This window comes from Williamsia sp. Y844 (assembly GCF_056786475.1).
In genome coordinates, this window is the sequence record NZ_JBXCJB010000001.1 from 1,411,445 (window position 1) to 1,431,364 (window position 19,920).

Consider the following 19,920-nt stretch of genomic DNA (forward strand, 5'->3'; position numbering starts at 1 on the left):
GGCGAACGCCCCCTACAGGAGGTTCATCGTCTTGGGTAAGCATTCGGCACCAAAGACGTCGACCCTGAAAACGAAGTGGCGCTCGCCGTACGCGCTGGCCACCCTTGTCCCCATCGGACTGATCACCGCAGTAGCCGGTGCCCATGCGGGTCAGCAGATAACGGGCGAACCGACGAAGCAGGTGGCCGACAGTGCCGCATCGGCCGCGGTGAGATCGGCATCGACCACCGAATCAGTGACACCTGCGGCAACCCCGGTCGTCGAGCAGGTCACCACTGAAACCGAACCGGCCCCCGCGACCGCACCCGAAGTGGTCCCGGCGAGTGTGACCAGTGGCCAGATCCCCCGCATCAACTACGAGGCGTATCACGCCGCCGGTTCGAAGCTGGCGAAGGAACTTCCCGGCTGCGGTGTCTCGTGGCAGCTGATCGCCGGAATCGGCCGCGTCGAATCGACCCACGCCAACAACGGTAAAGCCGATCCGACGGGCCTCCTGGAGACGCCCATCCTCGGTCCGGTGCTGGACGGCAGCCTGGCAGGCAACAACGTCATCCACGACACCGACGGCGGCAAACTCGACGGAAACCCCTACTACGACCGCGCGGTAGGACCGATGCAGTTCCTTCCAGAAACCTGGAATCACTACGCCGCAGACGGAAACGGCGACGGCGTCGCCGACCCCCAGAACCTCTTTGACGCGGCCCTGACCACTGGCCACTACCTCTGCGACGACGGTCTCGACCTCCGGGATCCGGCCCAGGTCGTCAAAGCCGTCCTGCGTTACAACAACTCGATGGACTACGTGTCCAAGGTGCGTGGCTGGGCCGAGGGCTACTGATTCGAAGGTGCCGGCCAGGCCGCAGGTGTGGTCGTCTCTCGCGGCAGGGTCAGCAGCGTGACGACACTGACGATGATGAGCAGGATCGCGCCGACAATGAGGAACGTGGTGACCGCGGCGCCCGGCAGGAACAGCACGACGATGCCGGCGATGAGTGAGATCACGCCGGACCCGATGAGGAACCATTTGGGCGCGTACAGGGCACCGCCGAGTCCGGCGGCGATCTCCTGAATCCCCTGGAAGATCCACGAGATACCGATCACGATGGCCAGCAAGACCAGTGATTCAGCCGGGTTGAACAGGCACACGATGCCCGCGATCAAGATGATCGCACCCATGAGCCCGAGGAAGAACCGCAGCCCGGTTGGCAGCAGCTTTGCCGAGAAGGCCATGGTCAGGCGGTAGATGCCGGTGAAGATCAGGGTGATCCCGAAGAGGACCGCAACCACGACAAGTGTGGGCTCGGGCCAGATGAGGGCCACGATGCCGATGATGATCCCGATGGCCGCGGTGGCGATGAGCCCGGCCCGCACCGCATTGCGCAGCTGATCGGGAAACGACTGGGTGACAACAATGTTCGTCATGGGTGGAACTTACCCCGCGAAACTCCTGGTGACGCGGTAATTCAGGGCAAGTCTGTGCCATCCGGCCGGAGCCCGGCAAGGAAGATGGCCAGTACTCGCGGGATCAATACATCAACCGTGGTGTTGCCCGCCACCATCGGGTCGGCCTCCAGCGACGGTTGGGGCCGGGTGATCAATGCCAGTCCGGCGAAGAAGTCGAGCTCTGTGAGATCCTTGCGCACAACACCTTTGGCCTTGGCCCGAGTGAGAACCTCGCCCAGCATGGCAAGGTTTGCGTGACGTTCGTCGATCAGATGCTGCGGCAACACGTCGACATCGCGGACGATGATCGGTATCAGCGAGCCCAATCGCAGTGACACGAACATTCCACTGAGCCTTACCAGCGCCTCTGCCGGATTCGCGTCGACGTCCTCGATCAACGCTTCGAGGGTCGCGCGGGCCCGGACCAATCCGTCCTCCAACAACGCGACTTTCAGGTCGTGGCGAGTTGGGAAGTTCCGGTAGAGGGTGGCAATACCGACCCCGGCACGTTCGGCAATCGCCTCGAGTGGCACGTCGTAGCCGACTTCCGCGAACATCTCCCGTCCGGCGTCCATCAATCTGGCCCGCCGCTGCACCGCATCCGCCCTCACTTAGACGCCCCCTTCCTCGCGACACCGCATTTGACAGCAGATTCTATACGGAGGAATATCCTCCATATCAAGTGGAGGATATTCCTCCACATATGACAGGTGGAGGGTTCCCATGAACCGCAAGATCGTAGGGGCGATGATCGGACTGGCCGGGGTGCTGGCACTGATCTCGCTCGCTTTTGTCCTGCCGATGAAAAACTCTGGAGCACAAGATCTTCCGATCGGTATAGCCGGACCGGTGACGGCGAGCACGCCCATCGAGAATGGATTGCGGGCACAGTCCGCGGACACATTCGATCTCCGCCACTACGACTCGGTCGACGAGCTCCGGACCGGCATCGAGGACCGGGAGGTTGTCGGTGGCATCGCCGTCACCGCCACTGGGCCGACGACGGTGTTCGTGACATCGGCGGGCGGAGCACAGATCGCCCAGACCCTGCGGGCCGTGGCAACCGCGATATCGACGGCGAGCGGTGTGGCGGTGCCGGTCGAAGATGTCGTCGCCACCACGGCGGACGATCCGCAGGGCACCGGCATCGCCGGGCTGGCACTGCCACTGGTGCTCGGCGGCATCATCCCCGCCGTCGCCTTCAGCAAACTCCTTCCGGGAAAACCTCGCCATCAGGGTGCGGCCGCGGTCGGCATGGCAGTTCTCGCCGGATTCGCGCTCGGACTGATCCTGCGGTTTGCCGTCGGCACATTCGACAGCAACTTCGTCGCGGTATCGCTCGGGATCGCGCTCGGGATGTCTGCGATCAGCCTGACCCTGCTCGGACTGGCCGCCAATGTCGGCATGGTCGGATTCGGCGCCGGGGCAGTCGTCATGATGATTGTCGGCAATCCGTTGTCGGGCATCGCGACGAGCCCGTATTGGCTGCCTTCGGGGTGGGCCGAACTCGGCCAACTGCTACCCCCGGGCGCATCGGGAACGCTCCTTCGTTCGCTTGCCTTCTTCGACGGCCACGGCGGCATCCACGCAGTGATCGTGCTGTTGTGCTGGACCGCGATCGGTGCAGGCCTGATACTCCTCGCGCACAAGCGGACTCCGTCCGCCGACGACGAGACATTCGGCGCCCTCGCCACGGTCGATTCCGGAGTCTCCCCAGAGCCAACAAAAGCGAGCCCTCGCTCGGTACAGTGAGTCGAAAGGCCTCAACTTAGGAACACCGATGCCCACTCGGCACAACCAACTGACCCAAATCGACAGCAGAACATACGCTTTCATGCACCTACCCGGCGGATGGGGGCAGACCAACACCGGGTTGGTGGTGGGCGACGACGCAGCGATGGTGATCGACACGGTCTGGGACCGTGGCCGGGCGCAGGCCAACGTCGAAGCGTGGTCGTCGGTGAGCGATGTCCCGATCACCGAAGCGGTCAACACCCACTCCGACGGTGACCACTGGTGGGGCAACAACACACTTCCCGAAACGACACGCATCACAACGTCGGTGGCCGCGCTGGCTGCGATGAAAGATGACACACCACCGGGGGCGGTGGCCTCGTTCGCCTCGATCGGCAAGCTGAGCCGGTCGATACCCGGTCCGGCAGGACATCTCGGCCGATACATGCATCAGGTGACGGGCGGCGCCGACCTACCCAAGCGGCTACCGCGGCTGCCCGACCACACCTTTTCCGACACCGAAGACATCAAGGTCGGGGGCCGCGTCGCTCATCTACGTAACTTCGGGCCTGCGCACACACCCGGGGATCTCATCGTCCACATCCGCGACACCGGTGTCGTCTTCACCGGCGATCTCTTGTTCATCGGCACCACCCCGGTGATCTGGCATGGGCCGCTGGTTAATTGGATAACCGCAATCGACCATCTACTCCAACTCGACGGCGCGACGTACGTTCCCGGACACGGCCCGATCTGCGGTCGCGCCGAGATCGAGCTGTTGCGCGACTACTGGATGTGGTTGTCGCAGGCCGCCCGTGACAACCACGCCGCCGGGCGGGCACCACTGGCAGCGGCCCGTGAATTGATCCGTTCCCCCGAGTTCGTCCCCTTCTCGCAATGGGGCTCTCCCGAACGCATCGTGCTGAATCTCAGCACTTTCTACCGATTGTTCGATGGCGCGCAGCCCGCGCCGCCCACCATCGTTCGCCGGGCCCGGGCCTTTGCCGACGCCGGCAAACTCCAGCACGCCATGCAGTCATGAAGATCCGCCGCCTACCCGGGCCCTCGTCACTGGCGATCCTGCACGAGCCGTCGGGGCACTGGATCAGTCTGCGCGCCGCACTGGGGGCCCGGGACGGACTCGAAGAACTCACGCATCTGCAGTCAAATCTGTTGGCACTCCTGGCTGCCGGCGTGCAATCCCGCGCCAAGATCATCGACATCGTCGATCAGGCCGCGAATGCGGGTATCGGGATCTCCATTGATCCGCCACCGGCCATCCCCTACTACCCCAGCTCGTTACGCTGCTTTCTCGGGTGGGAAGAACACTGGATCAAGGCCGCACACGGCCTGGTCCAACGCAACCTCCCCGTCAGTCGGCCGATCATCCGGACCTATGAACGCTTGACGCGCAGGGTCTTTCCACTGCTACGACCGGGTGCCGCATTCTACGATCACCCCGTCTATTACACCGGCAATCATCTGACGGTGATCGGTGACGGTGAACCGATGCCTTGGCCCGCCTACACCACCGAACTCGACTACGAACTCGAGTTCGGCATGATCATCGCCCATCCCGTTCGCGATGCCACGCCCAAAGCTGCGGCTGCCGCGATTGGTGGATTTGTGGTGTTCAACGACTTCAGTGCACGCGACGTGCAGTGGGACGAGCATCGGCGCGGCGTGTTCGGACCCGTGGTGAAAACCAAAACCTTTGGTAGCTCTATCGGTTCGGTGGTGGTCACCGCCGACGAGATCCTGCCCAAGATCGACCGACTCACCGCCTCGGTCCGCGTCAACGGCGAGTTGTGGTCAGCCACCAGCACTCACGGATTGCGTTACAGCCCAGGTGAAGTCGTCGCCTGGGCCAGTCAGTCAGAGAATCTGCACGCCGGTGAACTGATCACCTCCGGCACCTTGCCGTCGGGATGCGGCCTCGAACTCGACCGCTGGATCCGCCCGGGCGATGAGGTGGCCCTGACGATCGACGGGATCGGTTCGGTGACCAACACGGTGGCATACCCGGGCTGAGACGGATCAGTCCGGTGAAGACCTACTCGGGCAACCAGTGCCGTCCGTGTTCCGGTTCGGGCTTGTCCAGTGGCAGGCGGTTGCTGCTGTTGCTGTCGTTGTTCTTGCTGTTGTCACCGGTCGGCCTGGTGGACAGCATCACCGCAACCGCGGTGGTCAGCGGAACCGACAGTGCAATCGCGATACCACCGACAAAGCTTCGGGCAAGTTCGATCGCCACCAATTCGGTGGTCATCAAGGTCCCGAGAGTCTGACCGGAGACCGAGAACAGCAGCAACAGCGGAAGTGTGCTGCCTGCGTATGCGAACACCAGCGTGTACACGGTGCTCGCGATGTGGTCTCGGCCCACCCGCATCGCGGCAGTGAAGGTCTGCAACCGATTGCCACCGTCGGCCGCGGAGAGCTCGAACACCGCCGACGCCTGGGTGATGGTCACGTCGTTGAGCACACCGAGCGCACCGATGATGAATCCCGCCAACAGGATTCCGTTCACCGAGATGGCGTTGTTGTAGATCTGCAGATTGATCGTCTGCTCCTGCGAGATGCCGGAGATGTGCATCGTCTCGATGGCCAGCCAGGACAGAAAACCTGCCAACAGAAGTGACGCCAGGGTTCCGAGCAACGCCGCACTGGTCCGCAGACTCAGGCCGTGCGCGAGATAGATGACCACGAACAAGATCGCCGCCGACGACACGATCGCCACCGCGACCGGCGACTTTCCGTCCAGCATCGCGGGCAGCGTGAATCCGAAGAGCACCGCGAAGGCGAAGACGAGTCCGATCACCGACCGCAGTCCCCGCCACGAGGCCACCAGGACGATCGCAAACACGAACACCAACGCCCACACGATGATCGACGTCGAGCGGCCGTAGTCGAAGAACGAATAGGTGTCGGTCCCGTCGACACCGGCCGAACGCGACAGCTTGATGTTGTCGCCGACCTTCAGGTCCGGTTGACCGGGCAACGGCTGCGCAAGCTGCTGCGCCGTGAGCTCATCACTGCCCGAATCCTGCGCGATCCCGGCCTGCACCCGATGCGTCGGGACTTCGATCAGTGTGTTGGCGCCCTCATTGGGCCCCGACGTCAGCCGCACGGTGTTCTGGATGCACGGACCGTCGTTGACGGACGCGACCGCCGCATCGCCTGCGAACACCTGCCCGGACTGCCGATTGAGGCAATCGGAGGTGGCCTGTGCCACCACCTGCCCCGATTCGACCTGGATGGAGCCACCACCGACCGACTGGAAGTTCACCGGGATGTCGTGATCCCGGTCGCCGGGCCAGAGCAGGACGAGTCCGAGGACAACCGCGATCGCGGATGCGACCAGCAGCCCGATGACCACCTTCGCCACGTTCGGATGCAGGTCCACCGGGCCCAGCTGGTGGTGATGATGTTGGTGCGACTCGTCGCGACGAGAGGGTCGGCTCACCCGGTCACCCTAGTGGTCGCGCCCACGCGTTCGCCGAACGTCACGTCTTGGGTTCGATCCGGCTCGTCGACAGACGAGGCCTACCGTCCCCGGCGAGATCGGGCCTACCGTGGAAATGGCTCATCCATATACCACAAGAAAGGAATATGTCACCATGAAACGCTCATTCTCCGTCGCAGCGGCAGCAATCCCCGTGGTGACGGCGGGTCTCATCGGAGGGACCTCCGCCCCAGCGCAAGCCGAACCAACGCCGATCTCCTGCACGCACGCCTGGTCCGACAAGGACACTGGCAAAGGCACCGCCAAGTCGAACAATGCGGTGTTACGCACCGGACCGGACAACACCTGCAACGTCGTCACCGGTGTTCCGGGGGGTGTCTTCCTGGACTTCGACTGCTACATCATCAACGCCGCAGGCAAGAAGTTCGTACACGTCCAGTTCGACGACGCCCACAAGCAGGGCTGGATTTCACACGTCTACCTCAACACCAGCAGCAACACGCGCTGCTGACCTGAGTCGGGCCCCGACCGGCGGTCCGGCGTCGACCACCTCATCGACAACCTCATCTCAGCGGATATCGGTGAATCGCCGCAGCGAGACACCGGATACGCCAGAGTGAACGTGTGCTCGATGAAATGCAGCGCGAGGCCACCGAGCTCTTCGAAGCCGGTGAATACGAACATGCGCTTGCGGAATTCTCGGTTCTGAAAGAGATCCGCTGCCGCCGTGAAGGTCCTTATTCACTGAAATGCCTCTCGAACCTGCATGACGTGATCCGGTGCCAGGTACGGCTGGGGCTCTGGGCCGAATGCGAACCGCAGTGCCGCGAACTACTCGCGAAGTACACATTCACCCACGGACCGATCGACCCCGACACCCTCGACGTCGTCGAACACATGGCGCGAACCCTGGACGGCCTCGGACGTCCCGACGAGGCCGCCGAACTGTGCGAGCGCACCGCTGACTCACTGACCGCCGACGGTCAACACCGCAAGGCGCTGTCCTTCCGCGACGCCGTCGTCCGCTATCAGGCAGAAATCACGAAACCCGCAGCTCACTGACACCCCCGCCCAGGCACCCCGGGTTGAGCTGTTCCGCGGGTCCGATGCTTAGATACAAGTTGTGTCTAAGGAGTTGTCCGCCTCGGAGCGCGCATATCAACAGGTGAAAGGCCAGATCCTGGCCGGAACGCTGGCCGGCGGTGAGCTGATCAGCGAAGGCGAGATCGCCACCACGCTCGGAACCTCTCGCACCCCGGTCCGCGAAGCGTTTCTGCGCCTCGAGACCGAGGGCTGGATGAAGCTCTATCCGAAGCGGGGTGCCCTCATCGTGCCGGTTCCCGTCGACGAGGCCGAGCACGTCATCACCGCGCGGTTTGTCGTCGAGACCGCTGCCGTGCGGATGCTCGCCTCTCGCGATCGCGCATCCCTGGTCGCAGATCTCCGCAATGCACTCGACAGGCAGGCCGCTCACGCCGACGCCGATGAGGTCGACGAGTTCACCATCGCCGATGCCGCATTTCATCGCATGTTCGTCGAGGCTGCAGGCAACCCGCTACTGGAAGGCTTCTACGACACCCTCCGGGATCGTCAGCTCCGCATGACGAGTACTTCCGTCCAACGTGATCGCGCCCAGATGCAGCGGATCATGTCCCACCACACCGAGCTCACCGAACTCATCGAAGCCGGCGACGCCGATGGATTCGCGAGATCATTGGCCGCGCATCTGAGTGCGGTCCACGATCTCCGGACGCCGCTGCCCGACGGCACGCCGTCATGAGGGACTGGCGCGGAGTCTCCGCGGCAATGTTTGCAATCGCCTGGGGTGGAAACGAATTCACGCCCCTATTGGTGTTCTACAAGCATGAGTACGAGATGGCCGGTCCGACTGTCGACGTCTTGCTCTTTGCCTACGTGGTCGGCATGGTGCCCGCGCTACTGATCGGCGGCCCACTCTCCGACCGGTTCGGCCGCCGTCCTCTGATGCGTCCGGCCGCATTCATCGCCGCAGCCGGATCACTGGTACTGGCACTGGCATCGGACTCCGTCCCACTGCTCACCGTCGGCCGCATCCTCAGCGGCATCGCCATCGGACTGGCGATGGCGGTCGGCACCAGCTGGCTCAAGGAACTCTCCAGTCCCCCATTCGATCCCGCCGGCACCGGTAACGGCGCCCGCCGGGCCGCGATGAGCCTGACCGCAGGTTTCGGCATCGGAGCGGCCTTCGCCGGAACGATGGCGCAGTGGGGTCCATGGCCACACTGCTCGTCGTACGTGGTGAACGCAGCGGTCTGCCTGATCGCCGCGGCCTGGATGTGGTCGGTGCCGGAAACGCGACGTCCAGCAACCGAGAAGACGCGGCTGCGCCACGACCTGCGGATCCCGTCGCTCCGCGATCGCCGGTTCCTGCTGGTCGTGGTCCCGCTGGCGCCGTGGGTGTTCGGGACCGCCATCGGATGCCAGGCGATCCTGCCGACCCTGATCGCGCCCGAGGTCGATGCGGCTCCGATGGCTTTTGCGGCATTGATCTCGGCAGTCACACTGACGTGCGGCTTCACCATCCAATCGGCCGGTCGCCGGATCGACCGGCCCGATTCGGCCCGAGCCAGCCAGGTGGCATTGCTCCTGATGATCGTCGGGATGGGCGCGGCCGCACTGGCGGCAGCGCTGCTGACCATCTGGGCGGTACTGATCGCGTCGGTGATCCTGGGTGCCGGGTACGGCATCGCACTGGTCGCCGGACTCTCCGAGGTGCAGCGCATCGCCGGCCAACGCGACCTCGCCGGCCTCACCGCGGTTTACTACGCACTCACCTATCTGGGGTTCGCCATCCCCGCGACCCTCGCCTACCTGCACGAATACATTCCGGCGGTCACGTATCCACAGATGTTCGGATTCGGGGCGATCGCCGCGACACTCACTCTGGCGACGATCACGCGCCAGTCCCGCAAGAACCCGCCGCCGGTGGTCCCCGATACCCAGGGCAACGAGATCTCCGCAGGTCTGCAACTATCAAATGGTGTCTGACCCGAGCTACTTCACCCTCGACGCCGACGGCGCCACGCTGATCCCGACAACATGGGCGCGAAGCGCGTGGGGCCCGAACTCATTGAACGGTCCCGCAGTCTGCGCCGCGGCGGCCCACGCCCTCGAACGCGACTACGCCGATCCCGACTTCGTGCCCTCACGCATGACGATCGACTTGTTCAAGTCGGCACGCAACGAGCCCACGGTGGTCAACACCCGCAAGGTCCGGTCCGGTCACCGGATCGTCGTCGCCGACGCAGAGGTGATGCAGGGCGAGACGATGGTGGCCCGGGCATCCGTCGTGTTCCTGCGCCGGTCGGCCCCGCCGCCCGGAAACGAGTGGCGTCCCGAGTCCACCTTCACCCCGCCGGAAAACGCCTTCGACAACAAACCCCGTCACCCGTACGTGCAAACCGACGGCAGCGCATGGACCCAGAGCATCGGCGGGCACCAGAACGTCGCACGGAAGCGGGCCTGGAGCACCGGCATGGGTGTGCTTCCCGGAGAACCGTGTTCACGCCTCGTCCACGCCGTCCAGTGCGCCGAGTCGACAAGCCTTGTCACCAATCTGGGTACCGAAGGCATCGGCTACATCAACTGCGACCTCACCATGGCGTTGTCGCGGATACCCGAGGGACACGAACTCGGCATCGAGGCCGACACCCACATCACGGCGGACGGGATCTCCGTCGGAACCGCAACGCTGTATGACCGAAAAGGACCATTCGGAACCGGTATGGTCACCGCAGTCAGCAATGCTGCGGCGCAGATCGACTTCTCGGCGCGCAAGGGACTGCTGTAGGACCGAAAGGCGCGATCCATGGAGACGGTGACGCTGGAAACCGGAGTTGTCCTTGGCTGCAAGCGCGTCGGCGAAGGTCCCACCATCCTGCTCAACGGTGGGCTCGGGATGCCGTCGCTCGTGTGGGACATCTGCGGGCTCGTCGACTCACTGGTCGGTGCCGGATTCAGCGTGATCTCCTACCACGGCCGGGGACTGGCACCCTCGTCCGCGCCACCCTCGCCGTATTCCGTCGCCGACCTCGCCGACGACGCCTGCGGTCTCCTCGACCACTTTGACGTCCCACAGGCGATGGTTGTCGGATTCTCGATGGGCTGCTACACAACTCAGATGATGCTGCGCACTCGACCCGAATTGATCAGTGCGGCAGTATTTTTCGCCGGCCTACAACCGAGTCCGATCGGCGCCCTGGTCGGCGAGATGGAACTGGCCCTCATCGAGCAGATCGGTGAGATTCCGCGCGCGGTACTGGTTTTCGAACAACTCATGACCACGTTGCACACCACACTCCTACAAGATCCGCACACGGTGGCCGGTTGGCGTGACGCGCTAACCAACTCCGATGGCGGCTGGACGAGCCCGGAGGGATTTGCCGGCCAACTCACCGCCTCGCATGAATGGATCAAGGCCGGTGAACCGATCGCCGAGCATCTGGCCGCGATCGACATCCCCACCCTGGTTCTCGCTTTCGAACACGACGTGTTCTTCCCGCCGGAGCAGAGCGAGGCAACCGCGCGACTGATCCCGGGCTCGCAGTTCGCCCAGATCGACGGGGCCGGCCACGGCGGGCTGTTCACCGGACCGGGCGACAGTGTCGAGCGCATCACCGAGTTCTGCACCCACCAACGCTGAGTCAATTCAGAGCGGCTGACCATCCCACTCGTGGTCGTGCATGAACCCTTCGGCCAGACCCACCCGGTACCGCACCGAGTCCCGGAGGATGTTTCCCAGCGCAAACGGAATACCCAGAAATGGCCCGATGTCGTCCCTACGGGTGATGATCTCGTCGGTGTTCCGGAAATCCCGTAAGAAGCCGCGCAAGGTGTTTCCTTCGAGCGCCGACTTGCGCCAGCCATAGAGCAGCATTCCGGGGCCGACCATCTTCCGGACACCCACATCGGGGGTGATGACCTCCTCGTTCTCACCGAAGAACGCGAGGTCGACACGGTTGTGCGGCTCGAACATGAGGATCCCGCTGGTAGAACGCGGATTGCATTCGATGGTGAACAGAACGCCCGACGAATCTTCGATGAAATCGAATCCGATTTGTCCGGTGAAATTTGTTTCTTTCACCCTCTTGGTCACCCACTCTGTGATTCCAGGGTGCTCAACCGACTCATAGGTAAGGCATGAGTGCCCATCAATCGCATAACGAACCGGATAAATCGCGTGCGCGTAAATCCGCCCCTCATGACAGATCGAATACGTGCAATATTTGTTGCCTTTGAGCCACTCCTGGGCCAGCCACGGATTGTCTGGGTCGAATTCGAGACCTTCCGGCATTTGCCCCGGTGTCACTTTGTACACCTGCTGCGAACCCCGCGAGTAGACCTGCTTCAGCGCAAAGGGCTTGTCAAAATCCAGCGCTGCGAACTCTTCCGCAGATCGCACCTGTGCGTACTTCAGTGTCGGAACACCGAGGGCATCGAGCAGGACCTGGTACTCAAACTTGTTGTGCAGCCGGTACTCGGTCTCGAAATCCGACAACAGCAGACGACATTCCGGCGGGAACTGATCACGCGCCATCGCCAGGAAGTCGGTCTCCTCGTGCACCGGTATGACCATGTCGATGGATTCGGATCGAACCAGTCGCGCAATTTCCGCGACATACTCTTTCCGCTCAAATTTCGGCCGTGGTACCCGAAATACTTTTTGCACCGAATTGGAGAAACGAGTGATCGGGAATGGCACCGAATCGGCGATGTACACATCGTGCCCACCGGCATTCATCAATCTCGCAAGATCGAGTGTGAGAAACGACCGACCAAACGTTATGAGGACCTTTTTACCGCTACGATCGGACATCGAACCTCGCAGGGAAACCGGGAAATGGCTGCACTCGCAGCATGGTAGCTTAAAATTCGCTGCATAACAGTCGCATGGTGTATGCCGCCGTGCTGTGAGGGAGAGGTGTCCGAATGTTCCTGATCGGCGTACTCTTCGCGAGCGCTGCCGCTGTCGCATATGGCGTATCGACCGTCCTACGGGCCTTCGGCGCCCGCAAAGCGGCCGTCGCCGCCCGCGATGCCAACAAGCAAGATCAGGTCACCAGTGAAGGCGGCCCCTCGGTCGCCTCGACCCTGGACACCTTCAAGACACGTGAGTTCATCATCGGAACATCCCTGGTGGTGATCGGCTTCGGTGCCGGAGCGGTGGCGGCCCGATTCCTCCCGCTGTTCCTGTCCCAGACGATCGTGTCGGCCAACTTGATCGTGACCGCCCTGCTCGGGACCGCCATCCTCGGCATCGGTTTGCACGGCCGCGACTGGGTTGCCATATGCGTGGTCGTCTTCTCGCTGTGCGCCCTTGGCGTGTCGTCGTCACACAAGAGTGGTGGCGACGAAGAGAGCAGCTTCCACTGGGGCCTGTTCGCTGCCACGTGCCTCCTGGCGATCGTGGCATTGCTGGCCGTCTACCGCCTCGGTAAACGCGGGGCCATCGTCGGGGGAGCCGCTGCCGGACTCCTGTTCGGCATCATCGCGATCTCGGTCCGCATTCTGCGCGGGGTCCATCCTTTCGACATCGTCGAACTGCTCACAGATCCGGCCGCCTGGACGATCGCGGTCGCGGGCGCGGTGGGCTTCTACGTCCAAACCGTGGCCCTGCAGCTCGGCCAGGTCAACGGGGTCACCGCACTTCTGGTGGTCGGCGAGACCGCAGGCCCCGGGATCATCGGCGTGGTGTTCCTGGATGACACCGCCAAACCCGGACTTGCCTGGCTCGCGTTCCTCGGATTCATCGGTGCCGTGGTCGGGGCCATGTTGGTGGCGCTGTACAGCTCCGTGGACGCCGACCACTTCGGCGAAGCCGAGCCGGATCCGGGCGGCTGGAGTCTGCGACGGTCCAAGCGCACCGCTTCCAAGGGCTCTGCAGATTCCAAGGGCCCCGCAGGTTCCGACAGCACAACCTCGTCCACGGATTCGGGCACCGATGCCACGGATGCTCTGCGCGATCAGGGCACCTGACTCAAACGCCCGAGAAACTCCTCTTCTTTGTTCATTTTTCGGGCTGTCAGATATTTGTCTCCCCAACCGACCACAACAACCGCGAATACCGCGAGCCCCCAGCCGAGCAGGATATCGATCACAAAATGCTCGGCTGTGTAGACGAGGGTGAATGCCATCGCAAATGCGTAGCCCACGAACAATGTTCGGGCCAGCGCGCCCACTCTTGGCCACATGAACAGGGCGAGAAACATCGTCAGGCCGGCATGTAGCGAAGGTATGGCCGCCACCAGATTCGCTTTTGCCTGACCGAGTCGCAGCAGCCCGGACGCCGCGTGGATGTCGAGGACGTCCCAGCCCCTGGCCGAGATCCGTTCCACGTACGGCGCCGCGCCCTCGTGTTCGGGCGTCACGTCGCCCAGCATGCCGCCACCCTCATACGGAGCGCGGTCCATACAGTCCGGATGCCGCGGATTGTCGGTCACCTCGGCGGCCGAACACTGGGCGGCGGCCCACGGCGGCGCGGCGGGCACCAGTGTGTACCCGACCAGCGCCAAAAACGTCGTCAGCAGAAAACCCACCGCATACCGTCGCCAGGCATGACGGTCGCGGAGCCAGAGCAGCGCGGCCGCCGCGTACGGAACGATGAAATACGACATGTAGACAATGCTGGTGATCACCTCCCACCACGGCGGGTCGGCCTGTTTCAGGTGACTCTGCAGAAACGCCGTCGGGTTCACCCCGAACATCCAGTGATCGAAATCGACGGCCAGCGCCCACTGGGTTGGCATGTCCAGCCACTGGGCGATATTGCGGGTGAAGTCGTAGAGCAGCAGGATCAACGCAAACGGCAGCCAGTCGATGACCACCGTGATGACGCGTCGGCGTCCGATGCTGGCCGCCGCCAGCCCGGCACACAGAAGCAGCAACAGCCGGGTCCGGTCGAAGGCCAGTCCGAGGTAAGCGATGTGCCAGATCACCACCGCCAACCACGCCGCCAACGCAACCGCACGCCACAGTCTCGGATCGGTCAGGCGGATTCGCCTCACATCACTGAGCCGCGTGCGCCAAGACCGATCGGCGAGCGGCCCACCGGCGATCGCCACATCGGACCGATCGGCCTCACGCGTGCCCATGAAGCCACGTTGTCACCAGAGACCTACTGTTGGCCAAGAATTCGCGAAAACGTTCCTGCCCGGAACCAGACGTTCATCTCCCGGTTCGGCTCGGTCCAAACCGGCCTTCACCAGAAGTGGCGTGAGTCACACTGATTGCACACGCAACCGACTCGACTCCGGAGGCAACGTGCCCAACAAGTATCTGCGATACGGCGATCGGCGCTACATCATCAACAACGAAGCCGAAGCACGCCTGAACCGGACCTTGGAAGCGGTCTACGCCGATGGCAGCCGGGGCCACCAGTGGCTGAGCCTTTACCGCGACTCCGAGGCGCCGTGCCGGCTGCTCATCGCCACCGGTGTTCCGATCACCATCGAAACCGAGATCTGTCTGGACGACTGAGCCATCGCAACGGACGCCTGTTCGATGTGCGAACCGTCCTCGATACGCTCTGCAGTTGTGGACACGGCCGACGCGGGAGAGACCGAAACCGCCTACCGCACGTCACAGCTGATCACCTACATCGGCAACAAACGCCAACTACTGGTCCTCATCGACGAGGCGCTGGCCCAGGTACAGCAGCAGGTCGGCAGGCGGCTTGTCACGCTCGACGCATTCTCCGGAAGTGGTGTGGTCTCGCGGCTCGCGAAGGCCCGGTCGAGCATGGTGATCGCCAATGACCTGGAGAGCTATGCCCGGGTGATCAGCGACTGCTACCTGACCAATGCCTGCGAGATGGATCCGGAACTGCTCGCCAAGACTGTCCACGAGATCAATCAGGTCGTCGAATCAGGCCACCGGACAGATGGTTTCATCGCCGAGCACTACGCACCGGCGGATGACAACCAGATCGCCCCGGGGGAACGGGTTTTCTACACCAGCGACAACGCGCGCCGACTGGACTCCTACATCCATCTCATCCACGAACTCGACGAACCCCTTCGCACATTGCTACTCGGACCGCTGCTGTCGGCAGCCTCGGTCCACGCCAACACCTCCGGGGTGTTCAAGGGTTTCTACAAGGACCGCGAGACGGGGATCGGACGATTCGGCGGCAGCGGCGCCGATGCCCTGAGTCGCATCACCGGAACGATCACCCTGCGCCCGCCGGTCCTGAGCACGCACCACTGCGAGCGCCGGGTACTGCAGACCGACGCCGCGAAGTTACCGGCACTGGTCGGGGGCGTCGACGTCGCGTACCTGGACCCGCCATACAACCAGCACCCCTACGGCTCGAACTACTTCATGCTCAACCTGATCGCCGACAATCGCGTGCCAACGGCCATGAGTCCGGTCTCGGGCATCCCCGGCGACTGGAACCGCTCGGGCTACAACGTGCGATCAACCGCCGCCGGGCTGTTGGGGTCACTGATCGACGAACTCGACGCCAGGTATCTGCTGATCTCGTTCAACGACGAGGGCTACATCGCCCCGGAACAGATGCGTGACATGCTCGAGCCCATCGGGGTCGTCACCGAATTCACCCAGCGCTACAACACATTTCGCGGCAGTCGGAACCTCCGTGGCAGGAGCGCGCACGTCACCGAGCACCTCTACCTCGTGGAGCGGTCCTGATCTACAGCGGATAACGGGCCCGGTACACCGCGTGATCTCGCCGTGCCTCGATGTCGTGGGTGTGCTCGTCGGAGATCCGCGGAATCGCGCGCATCGACACGATCGCCAGCACGACGAGGCCCAGCACACAGGCGCCGGCGACGGCACCTTCCACATAGTGTTCACTCGCCATCGCAAGGATCGTCAAAGCCGCGGCCGCCGCGCCGGCCAAGCCGGAAAAGTACGCAAGCCAGCCGGCCGGCCAGACCGCAAGCCTGCGAACGTGTAGTGAGGTTCCTGAATGCATGACATCTCCTTACTCTCCGCCCGACCGTGATCCATATCACTTTTTCCTGATCCTACGCTCCGTGTAGAAGCGGCGGCAGGACCATTTCCCCCGTACCGTCGAACAGATGGAGAGTTCTTTGACCAGGGTCCGCAATGCGATCTTGCGCCGGGCCGAGCGCATCATCGACCCCTATCCGGTCCACGACCTCCCCGACGGCCACATGGTCTACCTGCCCGGACGCGGTTCGACGTACGTCACCGACTCCGGGCCGAAAGACAAACCGGCGATATTCCTGCTGCATTCGGTCATGACCAACGGGCTGCTGTGCTGGTATCCGCTGATTCCCGAGCTCAACAAGGAGTTCAGGGTCATCACGCTGGACCAGCGGTGGCACGGACGCGGCATCCGCGACGGTCGGTTCGATCTCGACGACTGCGCCGACGATGTGGTCGCACTGGCCGATGTCCTTGGCATCGACACCTTCACCGCTGCCGGGTTCTCGATGGGTGGCGGTGTGGCGCAGCTGGCCTGGCGGCGGCACCCGGGCCGCGTCAACGGTCTGATCCTGTGTTCCACCGGCCCGTTCTTCGGCAGCCACGACCCCAAACGCCAGACCAGCATGGCGAACATCGGCCGGATCATGAAGGTCATCCATCCGCCCCACGTGCAACCCAATGCCGCAAAGCTCGACGATCGAACGGTCCCAGACTCGTTGTGGGCGATTCGGCAATTCCTGGCGACGCCACTCTCTCGGCTCGGACCGCTCGGCGACGGCATGGCCAAATTTGATTCACGCCCGTGGCTGTCCGAGATCGACGTGCCGAGCGCTGTCCTGATCTCGACCAAGGATCGGGTGATCCCACGCTGGCGCCAACAGCTGCTCGCTGACAACATCCCCGGCATCAAGGTCTTCGAAGTCGACGGTGGCCACGCCTGCTGTGTCCTCGAGGCCCCCAAATTCATCCCGGTCTTCATGGCGGCCGCGAGAGAAGTCTCCGCGCGCGTTCTCGCGCCGGTCGAGAGCTAGTCGCAGGCTTCCAGGAGTGCCTTCACCTCGTCTTCGAAGGCCTGCATCAACGGCCACGGATCAGGGACGAGTTCTTTACAGCCGATGACACCGACGTTGAGTTGGCCGTCCAGCGAGAACACGGTGATGTTCATGCCTGCACCGTGGAACACCGGCCCCAACGGGTACATCCCCTCGATCTTCGCGCCGAGGTAGTACATCGGGAAGTCGGGTCCGGCCACGTTGGAGATCACCAGGTTGTAGATCACCGGATGCCGATCTGCCAGCTCCTGTGACGCATACAGCCGCATCGCCATGCCGATGGTCGCCGGTGGCACGAATTGCGCCCAGCCCCGAAACAGGTTCGAGTCCATCGAGCCGTGGTGCTCCTTGGACTTGCGGACCTGGTCGCCCACAGTGGTGATGCGTTCGATCGGATCGGCGATGTCGGTGGCGAGTTTGGTGAACATGCCGGTGACCTTGTTGGTGCCCTGCGTCACCAGGTCGTCGTCGTTGTCGCCGTGGACCGACACCGGGACCATCGCGACCAGCGGCTGGTCCGGGAGTTCGCCCAGATCGTCGAGGTAGCTCCGCAATGCCCCCGCGCAGACGCTCAGGACGACGTCGTTGATCTTGACGCCGAAGTGATCCTTGATGCGTTTGACGTCCGTCAGCGACACCTGCGTGTACGCCAGGCTCCGATGACCGGTGATCGACTTGTTGAACGGCGTCCGCGGCGCCCGGAACGGTAACGGCATCGCCTCGTTGCGGCGCGCCCGCGAGATCCAGTCGAATGGCACCTGCGCCGTCTTGGGGAGCAGTCGCGCGAAACTCAGCGGCCTGCGCGCGACCTGGAGCACACCGTCGACCGCAAGGCCGGCGAGCGAGGCATCCCCGGCTGATTGGGCCAGCGCCTCCTCATCCAGCTCGGGTTCGTCAGGAGTGATGGTGCACAGTTTGGCCAGCAGGTCCGCAGCGCTCACACCGTCGACACTGGCGTGATGCATCCGGAGCAGCACCGCGATCTTCCCGTCGACCAGCCCTTCGATGACCCACATCTCCCACAGCGGCTTGCTGCGATCGAGCGGTACGCCTGCGATGTGTGCACAGAAATCTGCCAGTTCGTGGCGTCCGCCAGGAGGCGGGACGGCCACCCGGTGGACGTGACTTTCGATGTCGAAATTCCGATCCTCCACCCACACCGGATGGTCGATGTTCAGGATCGAATCCCGAAGCTTCCGACGGAATGTCGGGAGTCCGGCGACCCTCCGGTCGAGTACATCGCGCATCTTCTCGAACGAATACCCGCCCTCGACGGTATCCGGGTCGAGCTCGATCAGCCCGACGATGTGCATCAACTGCGCTCGTGATTCGAGATAGAGAAATGAGGCGTCGAGACCACTCAAACGTTCCACGTTTACTCCCCCAAAACAGTTCGTCCGACAGGGTCTTACGGATCTCCACTCTGCCCCTAATCGACGGCAAATACCCCGGGATCGCCGAGGAAAAACACTCTTATCAGGCTGAGCCTCCTAAGCTGTGGTCATGCGCACAGGTGTCCACGTACGACAAGACAGCGATCCAATCGGCCGCGCCGAGGAACTCGGCGCCGAATTGCTACAGATGTTCGTGACCGATCCACAGGGTTGGGAAAAGCCGAAACCCCATCCGCTGGCAGAACAAATCCGCAACTCCCCGATCGATGTGGTGGTGCACAGCTCGTACATGATCAACGTGGCCAGCCTCAACAACCGGCTGCGGATGCCGTCGCGGCAGGCCGTGATCAACCAGGCCAAGGCCGCAGCCGACCTCGGCGCGTTCGGGCTGGTGGTGCACGGCGGCCACCTCCGCGATGACGAGGACGCGAAGGACGGATACGAGAACTGGCGCAAGCTCTTCGAGCGGGCCAACGAAAAAGGCGTTGGTTTTCCCGTCCCGATCCTGATCGAGAACACCGCAGGCGGCGAGCATGCGATGGCCCGCACCCTGGAGAACATCAAACGACTATGGGATGCGGTCGGGGAGTACGACGACGCAGGCTTCTGCCTCGACACCTGCCACGCGTGGGCGGGCGGCGAAGACCTCGTCGACATCGTCGAGCGTGTCAAGGCCATCACCGGGCGGATCGACCTGATCCACCTGAACAATTCACGCGACGAGTTCGGCTCCGGCCGCGACCGCCACGCCAACCTCACCGACGGCAAGATCGACCCCGATGTCCTGGTCGCGGTGGTGAAGGCCGCGGGCGCCCCGGTGATCCTCGAGACACCTGAGGAAGGTCTCGCCGACGATCTGATCTATCTGCGCGAGGCGCTGGCCTGA

22 protein-coding genes are annotated in these 19,920 nt (G+C 63.3%); 15 read left to right on the forward strand and 7 right to left on the reverse strand.

Translation table 11 applies throughout. The features are described 5' to 3' along the window. The first annotated feature begins 31 nt into the window (after positions 1-31). Positions 32-838: a lytic transglycosylase domain-containing protein gene (locus AC1TQG_RS06300; protein ID WP_482136074.1), complete on the forward strand. Its 807-nt coding sequence runs from the start codon at positions 32-34 to the stop codon at positions 836-838. On the opposite strand, the gene AC1TQG_RS06305 is transcribed toward AC1TQG_RS06300, so the two are convergent. Then, positions 832-1,422, reverse strand: coding sequence for an HdeD family acid-resistance protein (locus tag AC1TQG_RS06305; RefSeq protein WP_482136075.1), 591 nt, complete (start codon positions 1,420-1,422; stop codon positions 832-834). The genes AC1TQG_RS06300 and AC1TQG_RS06305 overlap by 7 nt on opposite strands. Positions 1,423-1,463: 41 nt before the next feature. Next, entirely contained in the window at positions 1,464-2,054 is a 591-nt protein-coding gene (locus tag AC1TQG_RS06310) for a TetR/AcrR family transcriptional regulator (protein WP_482136076.1), read from the reverse strand. A 112-nt stretch (positions 2,055-2,166) separates the two neighbouring features. On the opposite strand from AC1TQG_RS06310, the gene AC1TQG_RS06315 reads away from it, so the two are divergent. From AC1TQG_RS06315 to AC1TQG_RS06325, 3 genes are read left to right on the forward strand one after another with little or no spacing between them, the layout of a single operon-like run. Then, entirely contained in the window at positions 2,167-3,195 is a 1,029-nt protein-coding gene (locus AC1TQG_RS06315) for an ABC transporter permease (protein ID WP_482136077.1), read from the forward strand. 28 nt (positions 3,196-3,223) lie between these two features. Next, positions 3,224-4,219, forward strand: coding sequence for an MBL fold metallo-hydrolase (locus AC1TQG_RS06320; RefSeq protein WP_482136078.1), 996 nt, complete (start codon positions 3,224-3,226; stop codon positions 4,217-4,219). Next, positions 4,216-5,208 (forward strand): fumarylacetoacetate hydrolase family protein, encoded by a 993-nt coding sequence (locus tag AC1TQG_RS06325; protein WP_482136079.1) that lies wholly within the window; start codon positions 4,216-4,218, stop codon positions 5,206-5,208. Before AC1TQG_RS06320 ends, AC1TQG_RS06325 begins: the two co-directional genes overlap by 4 nt. A 22-nt stretch (positions 5,209-5,230) precedes the next feature. Here AC1TQG_RS06325 and AC1TQG_RS06330 read toward each other — a convergent pair whose 3' ends face one another. Beyond that, positions 5,231-6,637, reverse strand: a complete 1,407-nt coding sequence (locus AC1TQG_RS06330; RefSeq protein ID WP_482136080.1) for a YibE/F family protein — start codon at positions 6,635-6,637, stop codon at positions 5,231-5,233. A 154-nt stretch (positions 6,638-6,791) separates the two neighbouring features. On the opposite strand from AC1TQG_RS06330, the gene AC1TQG_RS06335 reads away from it, so the two are divergent. The 6 genes from AC1TQG_RS06335 (at position 6,792) to AC1TQG_RS06360 (ending at position 11,318) form a co-directional block, all read left to right on the forward strand. Then, a complete protein-coding gene (locus AC1TQG_RS06335) occupies positions 6,792-7,148 on the forward strand; it encodes an SH3 domain-containing protein (RefSeq protein WP_482136081.1) in 357 nt (118 codons plus the stop codon). 113 nt (positions 7,149-7,261) lie between these two features. Beyond that, complete coding sequence (locus AC1TQG_RS06340) at positions 7,262-7,699, forward strand: hypothetical protein (protein ID WP_482136082.1); 438 nt, start codon at positions 7,262-7,264, stop codon at positions 7,697-7,699. Between the two features lie 61 nt (positions 7,700-7,760). After that, positions 7,761-8,417: a GntR family transcriptional regulator gene (locus AC1TQG_RS06345; protein WP_482136083.1), complete on the forward strand. Its 657-nt coding sequence runs from the start codon at positions 7,761-7,763 to the stop codon at positions 8,415-8,417. Next, entirely contained in the window at positions 8,414-9,664 is a 1,251-nt protein-coding gene (locus AC1TQG_RS06350; RefSeq protein ID WP_482136084.1) for an MFS transporter, read from the forward strand. Before AC1TQG_RS06345 ends, AC1TQG_RS06350 begins: the two co-directional genes overlap by 4 nt. Further along, positions 9,654-10,466, forward strand: coding sequence for an acyl-CoA thioesterase domain-containing protein (locus tag AC1TQG_RS06355; protein WP_482136085.1), 813 nt, complete (start codon positions 9,654-9,656; stop codon positions 10,464-10,466). Before AC1TQG_RS06350 ends, AC1TQG_RS06355 begins: the two co-directional genes overlap by 11 nt. Before the next feature lie 18 nt (positions 10,467-10,484). Further along, a complete protein-coding gene (locus AC1TQG_RS06360; RefSeq protein ID WP_482136086.1) occupies positions 10,485-11,318 on the forward strand; it encodes an alpha/beta fold hydrolase in 834 nt (277 codons plus the stop codon). Between the two features lie 6 nt (positions 11,319-11,324). Here the strand turns inward: AC1TQG_RS06360 and AC1TQG_RS06365 are convergent, their stop codons facing one another. After that, entirely contained in the window at positions 11,325-12,491 is a 1,167-nt protein-coding gene (locus tag AC1TQG_RS06365) for an ATP-grasp domain-containing protein (RefSeq protein WP_482137273.1), read from the reverse strand. A 113-nt stretch (positions 12,492-12,604) separates the two neighbouring features. On the opposite strand from AC1TQG_RS06365, the gene AC1TQG_RS06370 reads away from it, so the two are divergent. Next, positions 12,605-13,651: an EamA/RhaT family transporter gene (locus AC1TQG_RS06370; protein WP_482136087.1), complete on the forward strand. Its 1,047-nt coding sequence runs from the start codon at positions 12,605-12,607 to the stop codon at positions 13,649-13,651. Here AC1TQG_RS06370 and AC1TQG_RS06375 read toward each other — a convergent pair. Further along, positions 13,639-14,766 carry a phosphatase PAP2 family protein gene (locus AC1TQG_RS06375; RefSeq protein ID WP_482136088.1) on the reverse strand — a complete coding sequence of 376 codons (1,128 nt, stop codon included), beginning with the start codon at positions 14,764-14,766 and terminating at the stop codon, positions 13,639-13,641. The two genes, AC1TQG_RS06370 and AC1TQG_RS06375, sit on opposite strands and share 13 nt — an antisense overlap. A gap of 169 nt (positions 14,767-14,935) precedes the next feature. Here AC1TQG_RS06375 and AC1TQG_RS06380 point away from each other — a divergent pair, with 169 nt between their 5' ends. Together AC1TQG_RS06380 and AC1TQG_RS06385 are read left to right on the forward strand one after the other, a co-directional pair. Beyond that, entirely contained in the window at positions 14,936-15,151 is a 216-nt protein-coding gene (locus AC1TQG_RS06380; protein ID WP_482136089.1) for a hypothetical protein, read from the forward strand. Between the two features lie 57 nt (positions 15,152-15,208). Next, a complete protein-coding gene (locus AC1TQG_RS06385) occupies positions 15,209-16,324 on the forward strand; it encodes a DNA adenine methylase (protein ID WP_482136090.1) in 1,116 nt (371 codons plus the stop codon). A gap of 1 nt (position 16,325) precedes the next feature. On the opposite strand, the gene AC1TQG_RS06390 is transcribed toward AC1TQG_RS06385, so the two are convergent. Continuing rightward, positions 16,326-16,610, reverse strand: coding sequence for a hypothetical protein (locus tag AC1TQG_RS06390; RefSeq protein ID WP_482136091.1), 285 nt, complete (start codon positions 16,608-16,610; stop codon positions 16,326-16,328). Between the two features lie 106 nt (positions 16,611-16,716). On the opposite strand from AC1TQG_RS06390, the gene AC1TQG_RS06395 reads away from it, so the two are divergent. Further along, positions 16,717-17,619: an alpha/beta fold hydrolase gene (locus AC1TQG_RS06395; protein ID WP_482136092.1), complete on the forward strand. Its 903-nt coding sequence runs from the start codon at positions 16,717-16,719 to the stop codon at positions 17,617-17,619. On the opposite strand, the gene AC1TQG_RS06400 is transcribed toward AC1TQG_RS06395, so the two are convergent. After that, a complete protein-coding gene (locus tag AC1TQG_RS06400; RefSeq protein WP_482136093.1) occupies positions 17,616-19,013 on the reverse strand; it encodes a WS/DGAT/MGAT family O-acyltransferase in 1,398 nt (465 codons plus the stop codon). The genes AC1TQG_RS06395 and AC1TQG_RS06400 overlap by 4 nt on opposite strands. A gap of 130 nt (positions 19,014-19,143) precedes the next feature. Here AC1TQG_RS06400 and AC1TQG_RS06405 point away from each other — a divergent pair, with 130 nt between their 5' ends. Beyond that, on the forward strand, positions 19,144-19,920 hold the full coding sequence (locus AC1TQG_RS06405; protein WP_482136094.1) for a deoxyribonuclease IV: 777 nt from the start codon (positions 19,144-19,146) through the stop codon (positions 19,918-19,920).